The following is a 13,204-nucleotide window of genomic DNA, read 5'->3' on the forward strand; positions in this document are numbered from 1 at the left end:
CCCCGCCACTTGGTCGTCCCCACGCCTTCCCTCCCCTCTCGGCTTTCGCTGCTCGCCGCTCTGCCCTAGCCGCCGAACCCGAGCACGGTGGTGAACTCCCGGGTGCCGTCGGCGTCTCCGGTGCCGACCAGCGTGGTGGCGGGCTCCCGGCGTCCGAAGCCGGGGGAGTACCAGCCCAGCGGCGGCCCGGTCTCACCGCGGTGCGCCCGCCAGTCGAGCCCCTCGGGCAGGTCGAGGGTGGCGGAGCGGTCCTCGCCGTCCCGGGTCCAGGTGAGCCGCGCCCGGTGCCCGGCCAGCTCCGCGGTGACGGCCGGGCCCAGGTGGAACGCCAGGCGTACGGCCCGCCGCGGGCCGCCGCGGACCTCGTCGACCACCCGCAGCCGGCGGTCCGCGGCCGACAGCTCCACCCGGCGGCGGTGCGTCGTGGGACGGTAGCCGTCGTGCTCGGCGCACCAGCGGGTGTCGTCCGCGGTCAGGACGCGGCTGCCCGCGTGCCGGGTCCACAGGAACGGGCCGCCGGAGCCGGACTGGTCGGTGCCGTCCAGCTCCAGGGTGTTGTGGCCGAGGGTGGAGCGGAAGTACCGCCGCCACTCGGGCTGCCCGTGGTAGCAGTACGTCCCCGGGTCGGCGAGCACGTCGACGCCGTCGTGCCGCACCTCGATCGACAGCGCGTCGGCGTGCGCGTGCGCGGCGATGGACAGGAACCCGTGCGGGCCGCCGTCGCACCGGCACCAGATCTCGCCGGGCCCCCGCAGAATGGTCATCCCGGCGTACGCGAAGTGCCCCGGCCGCCGCGCCGGGCGGGCCACGGACGGCTCCGCGGGCCGGATCAGCGCGGCCAACAGCCCGGTGCGCACATCGGTGCCCGGCACCTTCGGCCACCAGTCGAGGCGGCCGAACACGGCGTCGCCGGTGGCCAGCAGCGAGCCCCAGCGGTCGGTGCCCGCGCCGTCCACCACCAGCCCGTGCCCGTCGTCCGCGTCGCCCTGCCGCGGCGGGCGCAGCCGGTTGTCGACGACGGCGGCGAGCGCGTCGGTCATCCGCAGCAGCGTCCCCCGGAGGGCCGCCGGTACCGGCACGCCCGCCGTGTCCGCCTCGGCCAGTGCGGCCAGGCCCAGCTCCAGCACCAGCCCGTGGTACTCGGTGGCCAGCTCCCGGTTGAGCCCCGAGCCGAAGGTGTTGGCGTCCAGGTGCCGGGTCAGCGACCGCAGCGCGTCGGACCGCCACCGCGCCGACTCCGGGAACCACCCGAACGCGCACGCCGCCGCGAACTGCCCGGCCGTCTCCGCGATGACGTGGTTGTTCGCCGACGAACCCCGGGACGGGAACGCGGCCAGCCACCGCTGGTGGTGCCAGAGCTGCTCCCGCGCCACCGGGTTGTCCTCGAACAGCCCGCCCGCGCCCGGCCAGCCGTCGAGCAGCCGACGCGTCCACACCCACGACAGCAGCCGGATCCCCAGCTCGATGCCGCTGGTCCAGTGCGCCCCGCGCAGCGGCGGGTTGGCCGCCCACCACGACCGCAGGTGCGCCGCCACCCGCTCGGCGTACCGCTCGTTCCCGGTGACCGCGTAGGCGGCGGCGAGCACGGTCAGGTACTGGTGCCGGGACAGCTCCCAGATCTGCTTGATGTCCCCGACCGCGTCCTCGTCCCGGTACGGCACGTCGAAGGCGTACCCGTCCGGCGTCCGCCGCCCGGTCTTCGGGTCGTACGACCAGTCCGGGTCGGCCAGGTCGGCGCGGGCCACGCCGAAGAACGCGGCGTGCCCGGCGAGCAGCTGGTCCGCCTCGGCGACCAGCCGCTCCGCGGCGTCCGGCGGCACCGCGGCGAGCGTCCCCGCGGGCAGGACGGCGGTGAAGCGGGCGCCGGTCACGGCCGGGACGTCCGGCCGCGCCGACCGCCACCGCCGTCGGCGCACCGCGTCCCCGACCCGGCCGCCGACCTCCCGCGGCCCCATCGCCGAAAGGCGCCGCAGGTACCAGCCCGCGCCCATCGTCATCGCGGGCCCGCCAGCGTCACCGGCGCCCCGCTGGCCAGACTGGCCCGCACCGCGAGGGTGGCCGCCGTGGTGGCGACCAGCGACGCCAGCGGCACCGGCATCGGCCCACCGGTCCGCACGGCCGTCAGGAACGCGTCCAGCTCGGCCCGCTGGCCCTTGTCCCGAGCCTTCGGCAGCCGCGAACTGACCCACCGCTTACGCCCGTACACCGAGGCGCGCACGAAGTCGTCGAGCCGCAGCGCCCGGCCGTCCGCGACCAGGTCGAGGGTCTCCTTGGGGAACGCGGACGGGCCGCTGGTGACATAGCTGAGGGTGGCGGTGGAGCCGCCCGGGTAGCGCAGCACGACCTGGAGGTCCTCGCCGCCGGGCGCGGTCACCGCGTACACCGACTCCGGGTCGGCGCCGAGCAGCCAGCTCGCGGTGTCGACGAAGTGCCCGCCCTCGCCCTCGAAGCGGGAGCCCTCGGTGCCCTGCTGGAGGTACCAGCTGCCGTGGTCGAGACGGCCCGCGTTGACCAGGTAGCGCAGGTTCGCCGGGCCGGACCGGGCGCCGAACCGTGCCCTGGCCTCCGTCAGCAGCGGCGCGAACCGCCGGTTGAAGCCCACCTGGAGCCGGTCGTTGCCGGACTCCTCGACCGCTTCGAGGACCCCGGCCAGCTCGTCCCCGGTGAGCGCCAGCGGCTTCTCCACGAACACCGCCTTGCCCGCCAGCAGCGCCCTGCGGGTCAGCTCCGCGTGCGAGCTGTGCCGGGTGACGACGAACACCGCGTCGACGGAGTCGTCCCCGAGGACGGCGTCCAGGTCGGTGGTCGCGTCGCGGAAGCCGAACTTCCGCTGGGCGTTGGCGCCGGACAGCGCCGTCGTGGTGACCACCGTCGACAGCTCGACGCCGTCCCGCCCGGTCAGGTGCGGCAGCAGCATCGACGTCGCGTAGTTCCCCGCGCCGACGAACGCCAGCCGCACCGGCCCGGCGACGGCCCGCGCCGGACGCGGTGTCACCTTCGCCGCGGGCACGGCCACCGACGGCGTCTCCGGCTCCCGCTGCTGGCCGGGGTACCGGAACAGCACCGCCACGGCCTTCAGACCGCCGTCCTTCAGGCTCTGGTACGTCTCCACGGCGTCGTCGAAGTCGGCGATGTGCGAGACCAGCGGGTCCACGTCCACCCGGCCCCGGGCGACCAGGTCGAGGAAGCACGCCAGGTTGCGGCGCTCGGTCCAGCGGACGTAGCCGATCGGGTAGTCCCGCCCCTGGAGTTCGTACTCCGGGTCGTAGCGGCCGGGGCCGTAGCTGCGGGAGAAGCGGACGTCCAGCTCCTTCTCGTAGTACGCGTTCCACGGCAGGTCCAGACGGCACTTGCCGATGTCGACGACCCGGCCCCGGTCCCGGCTCAGCCGCGCCGCCAGCTCCACCGGCTGGTTGCTGCCGCCACCGGCCGCCAGGTACACCTGGTCCACGCCGTGCCCGCCGGTGAGGTCCGCGACCGCGCCCGCCACCGCCGACGAGCCGGGATCCCCGGTCGCCGCCGCGCCCAGCCGCTCGGCCAGCTCGCAGCGGACCGGGTCGGGGTCGACGCCGACGACCCGGACGCCCGACGCGGTCAGCAACTGCGCCACCAGCTGCCCGATCAGCCCGAGCCCGATGACCAGCGCCACCTCGCCGAGCTGCGGCTCGCCCTGGCGGACGCCCTGCAACGCGATCGACCCGACCGTGCCGAAGGCCGCGTGCGGGGGCGCGAGACCGTCCGGCACCGGGGCGTACAGGTTCCTCGGCACCCAGTTCAGCTCGGCGTGCAGCGCGTGCTCGTTGCCCGCGCAGGCCACCAGGTCGCCCACCGCCACGTCGTCGATCCCGGCGCCGACCTGCTCGACCACCCCGCACAGCGAGTAGCCCAGCGGCGTGTACGAGTCCAGCTTGCCCATCACCTTGCGGTACGTGGCGGGCACCCCGTTGGTGGCGACGCTCTGCAGCACCTTGGCCACCTGGTCCGGCCGCGAACGGGCCTTGCCCAGCATCGACATGCCCGCCTCGGACACCTTCATCAGCTCGGTGCCGGTGGAGATCAGCGAGTAGGCGCTGCGCACCAGCACACCGCCGGGCTTGCACCCCGGCACCGGCACGTCGAGCAGCGCCAGCTCGCCGCTCTTGTAGTTCTGCACGACCTGTTTCACCGAAGTCCCCTAAGTTCCCTACGCAGCCAAGTGAGCGTTCTGGCCGGACCCGGAGGTCGCGCCGCGGTACCAGTACTCGAGCGTCAGCACGTGCCACAGATGCTTGGAGAAGTCCCGCTGCCCGGCGGCGTCCTCGGCGACCAGCCGCTTCAGGACGTCCCGGCGCAGCAGCCCGGAGCTGACCAGGACGCCGTCGTTGACCACCTCGCGCACCAGCGGCGCGAGGTCCCGGCTCATCCACGCCCGCAGCGGCGCGCTGAACAGGCCCTTGGGCCGGTACACGATCTCCCGGGGCAGCACGGACGTCGCCGCCTCCTTCAGTACGGCCTTCCCCTGCCGTCCGACGATCTTGCGGTCACCGGGCACCGCGAACGCCGCCCTGACCACCTCGACGTCCACGTACGGCACCCGCACCTCCGTCGACGCGGCCATGCTCGACCGGTCGGTGTACGTGAGGTTGAGGCCCGGCAGGAACATGCGCGCGTCGGCCAGGCACATCCGGTTGACGAAGTCGTCCAGGGCGTTGTCCCGGTAGACGTCCGCGTGCTCGGTCAGCACGTCCTCCACCGTCCCCGCCAGGTCCGGGTCGAGCAGGGCGAGCAGCTCACCGCGGTCGTACATGGTGTAGCTGCGCCGGAACGCGGTCTCCTCCGGCAGGTCGGCGAAGGACAGGAACCGCTTCGCGAACCGCACCGACCGGTACCCGCGGCGGGCCGAGGCGACCGGCAGCCGGTCCACGGCCGCGTGCAGCCCGCGCCGCAGGGGCCGCGGGACGCGCTGGTAGCGCAGCGCGAGCAGGTTGGCCAGGTGCTTGCGGTACCCGGCGAACAGCTCGTCCGCGCCCATCCCCGACAGCATCACCTTCACCCCGGCCTCCCGGGCGGCCGAGCAGATCAGGAACGTGTTGATCGCGGCCGGGTCACCGATCGGCTCGTCCAGGTGGTACGTCATCTCCGGCAGCAGGTCGAGCACGTTCGGCGCGATCTCGATCTCCCTCAGGTCGACGCCGAACCGCTCCGCGACCTGCCGGGCGTACCGCAGGTCGTCCGGCATCGCCTCGAACCGGGCGTCCTCGGCGCGGAACCCGATGGTGTACGCGGAGATCCCGGGCCGGTCGCGGGCGGCCAGCGCCGTCAGATAGCTGGAGTCGAGACCGCCGGAGAGGAACGTCGCCACGGGCACGTCGGAGAGCAGGTGCGCCCGCGTCGACTCCTCCACGACGGCGGCGATGTCCGGCAGGTCCCCGCTCAGCGCCCGCTCGCGGCCCTCGGCGGCGACGTCCCGCAGGTCCCAGTAGCGTCCGCGCTCCACCCGGCCGTCCGGCCGCAGCCGCAGCCAGCTCCCCGGCGGCAGCTTCTCCGCCTCCCGGAACGCGCACCGCGAGTCCGGCACCCAGTAGTACAGCAGCGACGCCACCAGCGCCGCGTGGTCCACCTCAAGGGAGCCGCCGGTCACCGCGGCGAGCGCCTTCAGCTCGGACGCGAACACCAGGCCCGGACCGCGCCGCAGCAGGAACAGCGGCTTGACGCCGAGCTGGTCCCGGGCGAGCACCAGCTCACCCGTGCGCTCGTCGAAGACGCCGAACGCGAACATGCCGCGCAGCCGGGGCAGACAGTCCGTGCCCCAGCGCCGCCACGCCTCAAGCAGCACCTCCGTGTCGGAGGTACCGCGGAACCGCACCCCGGCCGCCGCCAGCTCGGCCCGCAGCTCGGGCGCGTTGTACAGCTCGCCGTTGTACGTCAGGACCAGGCCGTCGGAGACCATCGGCTGGGCGCCGGTCTCCGACAGGTCGATGATGGCCAGCCGCCGGTGCCCCAGGTGCACCTCGCCGTCCCCGACGGGATGGCTGTACCGCCCCGCGCCGTCCGGGCCGCGGTGGGCGAGGGTGTCGGTGAGCCGGTCGGTGACGGCCTTGCCGTCCGGCCACCGGTACGTGCCTGCGATGCCACACATGTCCTACCGCGCCTCCTGGTCGCTGTCCGGGACCCCAGCCGCCCACATCGGCTGTCGCTCCGTACGCCGTCGTCCGGTCCCGTTCTGCCGGGCCAGCCACTCGGTGTGGCCGCGCAGCGCGGTGTGCAGCCCGTCCCACAGGGTGCCGTCGGTCCGGTCCCGTGGGTCGGGGTCGATCAGCACCACGCCGAGCACCGGTATCCGCTGGTCGGCGAGTTGCCGCGCCACGGTGTGCAGCCAGGCGGCGCTGCCGTGCCCGGCGCGCACCACCAGCACGCTCTGGGTGCCGAGGTACCGCAGGTCGGTCCAGGCCGTGCCGGGCGCCACCGAGCCGACGCCGATCCTGATGTCCTCCGCGACGGTCGCGGCCCGGTCACCGCCCACCACGGTCGGCCCGCCCGGCTTCGGGCGGTACCGCGCGAGGTGCGGCCCCGGCAGCCCGTCGACGACGGCCACCGGCCCGTCCGCCGTCAGCGCCCCGGCGAGGTCCAGGGCGATCCCGCTGGTGGCGCGGGCGCAGCCCAGCTCCAGCAGCGACACCGGCTCCACGGAGCCCCGTACCGCGCGCGCCAGGGTCGTGGTGAGCCGCTTGCGGGCCGCCCGGGTCCGCCGACGCCGCCACAACCCGCCCCCGCCGCGCGGCAGTTCGGCGAGCACGGAGGCGCCCAGGTGCGCCGCGATGTCCCGGCGCAGCACCGGCCGGTCCGCGACCACCGTGCCGACCGCGGCCAGCGCGAGCCCGACGACGAGGCCGAGGACGCAGCCGATCGCGCCGTTGGTGGCGGCGTTCCGCGGCACGGAGTTCGTCAGCGCGCGCGGCTCGTCCACGATCTGCGTGCCCGCGATGAGCTGCGGCGTGCCGACGCGGGCGTCGGCGGCCCGCTGGTCGAAGTCGGTGATGCGGGAGGTGAGTTCGGCGCGGCGGGCGAACAGCGACTCCATGTCCGCGGACGCCTTCGGGTCGTTCAGCGGTGTCGCCCCGTCCCCGATCGCCTCGTTGACCTGGGCGAGTTCGTCCCGCATCCGGTCCCGCTGCTCCAGCAGCGTCTTCGCCTCGGCGCTGGCGGCCTGCCGGATCCGCCGCACGTGGTCCGCGACGAACGCGTCCGCGACCGCCCGCGCGCGGGCCACCGCCTGCGCGTCGCTGTCCCCGGTCACGGTGATCTGGAGCAGGTTGTTGGTCAGCCCCAGACCCTCGTACTCCGCCATGAAGTCCTCGGCGCTGACGCCGGTCTCGCCGAGGGACCGCAGGGCGGCGTCGGCGATGCGCGTGGTGTGCAGCAGCGCCACGTCGGTGCGGATCAGCGTGCCGGGGTCGTTGGGCTGGTCCTCCTGGTGGGCGACCAGCACCTTGGTCACCGCGGTCGGCGCGGGCGGCAGCAGCACGGCCACCGCCATGCCGACGAGCAGCCCGAGCAGCGCCACCGACGCCCACAGGCGGCGCCGTCGGCGCACCGACACCACCAGCCCGTGCAGGTCGAGCAGGGGCGTGGCGGACGTCGGCTCCGACGTCGTACCCGTCGTCGTCACCCCGCACCTCCCCGCGCGTCGCCACTCACCGCGAACGCGAGCGTGGCGGTCTCCCGCGCACGGCCCGAAGCCCGCGTCGGACGGGCCGCGCGGACCGCGCCCGCGACGACGACGCCGACGACCTCGTGCCCCGCGTCCGCGCACGCCTCGGCGATGCCGGTGAGGTCCACGGCGGTCCACTGGCCCGCGCTGAGCACGACCAGCGCACCCGACTCGTCCTCGCGGTCCGGCACCAGCGGCTCGGCGGCCGGAACCCCCACCACCCGCAGCGCCGGATCGTTCCCGGCCTCGGCGGCGAGCTGCCGCGCCGCCTCACGGGCGGTCTCGTCGCCCTCCGGTACGACGACCAGCAGCCGCCGGGGAGCGGGCAGCCGGTCCCGGACGCGGGCGCACACCCGCCGGTAGCGGATCCGCCGGCTGGCCTCGTCGCCGGACGTCCGCGGGGCCGGGGTGTCCCACCGGACGTCGAGCCCCAGCAGACGCCGGACCCGGGCCCGCGCGTCACCGCCCTCCGCCCGCCGCGCGTCCCGCTCGTCCGGCACGTCGACGATGCCCAGCGACGCCGTACCGAGCGCCTCCGCGATCTCCGGCTCCGTACGCAGCCGACGGCTCATCCGCGCCGCGGTGAGGTGCCCGACGACCGTGAGCAGCAGGAACAGCAGCGCCCCGGCGACGACGAGCTGCGTCCGGGTCGGCGGCGCCTCGCCGGACGGGCGGGTCGCGGGCCCCATCACGACCATGTTGGCCTTGATGCTCGCCGGGTCGACGTCCTCCAGCTTGTCGATGGCCTCCTGGAGCGTGGTGCGCAGCTTCTCCAGCTCGGTGCGGGCCTGCACGCCCTCCACGGTCTGCCCGGGAGCGGCCGCGTCGGCCAGGTCGCTGATCCGGCGGCTGGTCCGCACCACCAGCTGCCGCAGCTCCTCGGGCCGCGCCGCCGCCTCGGCGTCGGCGTCGTCGCCCGCGATCCGCGCGGCGAAGGTGACGAACTGCTGGGCCACCACGTCGGAGAGGCGCTGCGCGCGCTCCGGGGTGTCGGCCCGGCCGGAGATCTTGATGATGTTGCCGTCGGCGGCCGTGGCGGTCACCCGGTCCCGCAGCTCGGCGCCGTCGACCCCGGCCCAGCCGAGGGTGTCCGCGGCGCGGTCGAGCACCACCGAACTCCGCGCGACCTCCGCCTGCGTCAGCAGCTCACGCTCCTCCCACGCCCCCGGCAGCAGGACCGACGCGGACGTGGTGTAGCGCGGCGGGAACACCGCGGAGACGCCGTAGCCGACGAGGCCGCCCAGCACGGTGAGCACGGCGAGCAGCCGCCAGCGCCGCCGCAGGATCCGGCCGATGGTGGCCAGGCGTATCGTGTCATCGCTCAACGGCGCGACCTCCGCCCCGTCGGGCGCCGTCCGGGGTCGCTCACGGCGGCGTACGCGGCGAGCAGCGCCGCCTGCGAGTTCCGCCAGGCCAGCCGTCCGTTGATCCGCTCCCGGCCGATCTCGCCCATGTGGGCCCGCCGCTCCGGGTCGTCCAGGAGCACCGCGATCAGCTTGGCGAACTCGGACTCGTCGTTCGCGGGCGCGTAGACGGCGGCGTCCCCGGCGGAGACCCGCGCCTCCTTCAGGTCGAAGGAGACGATCGGCCGCCCCATGACCATGTACTCCAGGACCTTGTTCATCGTCGACACGTCGTTGAGCGGGTTGCGCGGGTCGGGGGAGAGGCACACGTCCGCCGTGGACAGGTAGCGCGCCAGGTCGGCGTCCGAGACCCGTCCCGTGAACGTCACCTGCCCGGTGAGCCCGAGCCGCCCCGCCAGCTCCACCATCGCGTCGAAGGTGTCCCCGCCGCCGACGAACACCGCGTGCCAGTCGGTCCGCCCGACCTCGTCCCGCAGCTTCGCCAGCGCCCGCAGGGCGTAGTCGACGCCGTCCTGCGGACCCATCACGCCCAGGTAGCAGAGCAGATGGGGCTTGCCGCCCTTCAACTCCGGCTCCGGCGGCACCGGGTGGAACCGCTCGACGTCGGGCGCGCTGCGCACCACGAAGACGTCCTCCGGCCGACGGCCGCCGCGGCGCACCGCGACGTCCCGGTAGCTCTCGTTCGTCGCCAGGACGACGTCCGCCGCCCGGTAGGTGCGCCGCTCCAGCGCGCACACGGCCCGGTAGAGCAGGTCCTCGCCGCGGTCGAACCGGGACAGGTACAGCTCGGGCACCAGGTCGTGCTGGTCGAACACGAACCGCGCGCCGCGCCGCTTCAGCCACAGCGCGGGCAGGAACAGCAGGTCGGGCGGGTTGCAGGCGTGCACCACGTCGACCGGGCCGACCCTGCGGGCCAGCCGGGCGGTGTGCCACAGCGCCGCCCCGTACTCCCGCAGGTACCCGGCGGGTCCACCGGTCGCCGCGTGTAACGGGTAGCGGTGGATCCGCACCCCGTCGATCACGGCTTCCGCCTCGGTGTCCCGTTTGGTGCCCCGGGGGCAGATGACGTGCACCTCCCACCCGGCGTCGCGCAGGGTGGTGCACTCCTGCCAGACGCGCCGGTCGAACGGCACGGAGAGGTTCTCCACGAGGACCAGTGCGCGCCGTTCCCGACGGTCGTCGCTGTGCGTTTTACCAGGCAAGGCCCATGTATCCCGGTTCGGCCCGGCGCGCTTCGGCGTCGGGAAGGCGGATGAGGTCGACGATCACCGGGGTGGCGCCGTGCGGCAGTGCGGAGAGCACCGCCGGGTCCCTGGTGCCGACCAGGCATACCTCGGCGTGGTCCAGCACCTCCTCGACGGAGTCCGCGAGCAGCTGCGCGAGGTGCGGCAGCCGGGTCTCGATGTACTCGCGGTTGGCGCCGAGCAGCCGGGACAGGCTGACGTTGGCGTCGTAGATCTTCAGGTCGTACCCCTTGCCGAAGAGCCGTTCGGCCAGCTCGACGAGGGGACTCTCCCGGAGGTCGTCGGTGCCGGGTTTGAAGGACAGCCCGAACAGCCCCGCCCGGCGTTTGCCGGTGCGCTCGACCAGCTCCACCGCGCGCTGGAGGTGGTCGGCGTTGGAGGGCAGCACGTGGGACAGGATCGGCACCGACACGTCGGCCCGCCGCGCCGCGTGGACGAGGCTGCGCAGGTCCTTGGGCAGGCAGGAGCCGCCGAAGGCGAACCCGGGCCGCAGGTAGGCGGGGCTGATGTTCAGCTTGCGGTCGGCGAGGAAGACGTCCATCACCTGGTGCGAGTCCACGCCGAGCGCCTGGTACACCGCGCCCAGCTCGTTGGCGAAGCCGATCTTCAACCCGTGGAAGGCGTTGTCGGCGTACTTGATCGCCTCGGCGGTCGGCACGGACACCCGGAACACCTCGCCGGGCACCCCCTCGTACAGCGCCTGCACGGTGTCGCCGCTGGCGGGGTCCAGCTCCCCGATGACGGTCTTCGGCGGGTCGAAGAAGTCCCGCACGCTGGTGCCCTCGCGCAGGAACTCCGGGTTGACGGCGACCCCGATCTCCACGCCCGCGGTGCCGCCGACGGCCTTCTCCAGGATCGGCACCAGCAGGTTCAGACAGGTCCCCGGCAGCATGGTGCTGCGGTACACGACGGTGTGCCGACCACCCCGTTCCGCGAGCGCGGCCCCGATCTCCTCGGTGACCCGCTCCAGATACGTCGTACACAGGCTTCCGTTGGGCTCGGACGGCGTCCCCACGCAGACCAGCGACACCTCGCTCGCCGCGATGGCCTCCCGGACGTCGGTGGTGGCGACTAAGGCGCCGCTCCGCACGACGTCGGCGATCAGCTCGCCGATCCGCTCCTCGACCACCGGGGCCTTGCCGTCGTTGACCAGGTCGACCTTCACCTGGTTGACGTCCACCCCCACGACGTCGTGCCCCATGCTGGCCAGGCACGCGGCTGACACGCAGCCCACGTAGCCGAGCCCGAAAACGCTGACCTTCATGACCCGTTCCTCCCCCAAGCCAGGCCGGTACGGCCTGCGGTCCGCGCGGAACCGTGAATTGGCGCCTGTCGGCTCTGTCGGCTCTGTCGGCTGTGTCGGCCCATCAGTAGGCCCCCTGCCCGTAGAGCACCGCCCGCAGGGTCTTCCACAAGATGACGGTGTCCAGGGCGAGCGACCAGTCCTCCACGTAGCGGAGGTCCAGCCGGACCGCCTCCTCCCAGGACAGGTCGCTGCGTCCGCTGATCTGCCACAGTCCGGTCAGTCCGGGCTTGACCAGCAGCCGCCGCCGGATGTCCGGGTCGTAGGCGGCGCACTCCTCCGGTAACGGGGGCCGCGGCCCGACGAGCGACATCGACCCGGTGAGTACGTTGAACAGCTGCGGCAGTTCGTCGATCGAGTACCGGCGCAGCACCCCGCCGACCCGGGTCACCCGGGGGTCCCGGCGGAGCTTGAACATCGGACCGGCGCCCTCGTTGAGTTCGGCCAGCTCGGCACGGGCCCGGTCGGCGCCGACGACCATGGTGCGGAACTTCAGCATGGTGAACTCGCGGCCGTCCTTGCCGACCCGGCGCTGGCGGTAGAACATCCCGCCCCGGCTGTCCGCCAGGACGAGCAGCCCGACGCACACCATCAAGGGCGCGAACAAGAGCACCAGCAGTGCGGCGCCCAGCCGGTCCACCACCCCCTTGACCGCCCGCCGCCCCCCGGTGAACGTCGGCATACTCACCCGCAGCAGCGGAATCCCGAGCACGGCGTCCACATGCAGCCGGGGCCCGGCCACCTCCATCAGCACCGGCGCCACGACCATCTCGGCGTCACTGCCCTCAAGGTTCCAGGCGAGCCGCTGCAACCGGTCGGGCGACCAGTGCGGATCCGGCGTCACGGCGACCACCCGGTACCCGTCCCGCCGCACGTGCAGGGCCACGTCGGTGAGCCGCCCGACGACGGGCACCCCGTCAAGCCGCCCCCCGTCGAGCCCGAGCCCTCCGGTCGTACACACGGCGTCGACCCGCCACCCCAGATGGGGGAACTTCCGGGTCCGGCTGATCAGGTCGCGCACGGTCGCCGGGCTCCCGGCGGCGAGCACGGGTCTCAGGCACCGCCCCTCCTTGCGCTGCTTGTGCAGCCGGAGCCGTAGGACGTACCGGGCCGCCATGGTGACCAGCGCGATCGCCGGCACCGCGACGAATATCCAGAGCTTGATGTTGCGCGAGGTCAGCGCGATCCCGCCGAGCGCGAGCACGACGACCGCCATGAACAGCGACCGCCCGAGCCGCCGGAACTCCTCGGCCCCCTGCCCGAGCACGGCCGGGGCCCACGCCCGGCTCACGGCGAGCGACCCCAGCACCAGCACTTCGGTGCCGAAGGCGAGGATGCCCCACTTCTCATGCCAGTTGGCCGCGTCCCGCACGCCGAAGAAGTTGCCGATCCCCGCCACCACGAAGGCGGTGGCGACGGTGTCGCTGACCATCACGGTACGGCGGTACCGCTGTTCCCAGTCGTTCGCGGGCTGGCTCGTTGTCCCGTTCCCCAGACGTCCGTTCGCGGACGAGAACGGGCTGACTGTTCCCCCTTGCCGCACAGAACCCCCCCAGGTCCCCAGTGGTACGACGCATACCGCTGCACACTGTTCGCTCCCCCC

The 13,204-nt window shown here is 73.9% G+C and carries 8 protein-coding genes; all 8 read right to left on the minus strand.

Annotated features, from left to right (window positions below; all coding sequences use genetic code 11):
- Window positions 1–65: 65 nt before the first annotated feature.
- Entirely contained in the window at window positions 66–1,997 is a 1,932-nt protein-coding gene (locus ABZ659_RS02515) for an alginate lyase family protein (protein ID WP_360212573.1), read from the minus strand.
- A complete protein-coding gene (locus tag ABZ659_RS02520) occupies window positions 1,994–4,165 on the minus strand; it encodes a bi-domain-containing oxidoreductase (protein ID WP_360212575.1) in 2,172 nt (723 codons plus the stop codon). The genes ABZ659_RS02515 and ABZ659_RS02520 overlap by 4 nt, the downstream gene beginning before the upstream one ends.
- A gap of 18 nt (window positions 4,166–4,183) precedes the next feature.
- Window positions 4,184–6,118 (minus strand): asparagine synthase (glutamine-hydrolyzing), encoded by a 1,935-nt coding sequence (gene asnB / locus ABZ659_RS02525; RefSeq protein WP_360212577.1) that lies wholly within the window; start codon window positions 6,116–6,118, stop codon window positions 4,184–4,186.
- Between the two features lie 3 nt (window positions 6,119–6,121).
- Window positions 6,122–7,648, minus strand: a complete 1,527-nt coding sequence (locus ABZ659_RS02530) for a Wzz/FepE/Etk N-terminal domain-containing protein (protein WP_360212579.1) — start codon at window positions 7,646–7,648, stop codon at window positions 6,122–6,124.
- A complete protein-coding gene (locus ABZ659_RS02535; protein ID WP_360212581.1) occupies window positions 7,645–9,015 on the minus strand; it encodes a Wzz/FepE/Etk N-terminal domain-containing protein in 1,371 nt (456 codons plus the stop codon). The genes ABZ659_RS02530 and ABZ659_RS02535 overlap by 4 nt, the downstream gene beginning before the upstream one ends.
- The gene (locus ABZ659_RS02540) at window positions 9,012–10,256 is read right to left on the minus strand and encodes a glycosyltransferase family 4 protein (protein WP_360212583.1); all 1,245 of its coding nucleotides are present in this window, start codon (window positions 10,254–10,256) and stop codon (window positions 9,012–9,014) included. The genes ABZ659_RS02535 and ABZ659_RS02540 overlap by 4 nt, the downstream gene beginning before the upstream one ends.
- Entirely contained in the window at window positions 10,246–11,562 is a 1,317-nt protein-coding gene (locus ABZ659_RS02545) for a nucleotide sugar dehydrogenase (protein WP_360212585.1), read from the minus strand. Before ABZ659_RS02545 ends, ABZ659_RS02540 begins: the two co-directional genes overlap by 11 nt.
- Window positions 11,563–11,665: 103 nt before the next feature.
- On the minus strand, window positions 11,666–13,144 hold the full coding sequence (locus tag ABZ659_RS02550; RefSeq protein WP_360212587.1) for a sugar transferase: 1,479 nt from the start codon (window positions 13,142–13,144) through the stop codon (window positions 11,666–11,668).
- Window positions 13,145–13,204: the final 60 nt, after the last annotated feature.

The sequence above is a fragment of the Streptomyces sp. NPDC006997 genome (assembly GCF_040635175.1).
Lineage (GTDB): Bacteria > Actinomycetota > Actinomycetes > Streptomycetales > Streptomycetaceae > Streptomyces.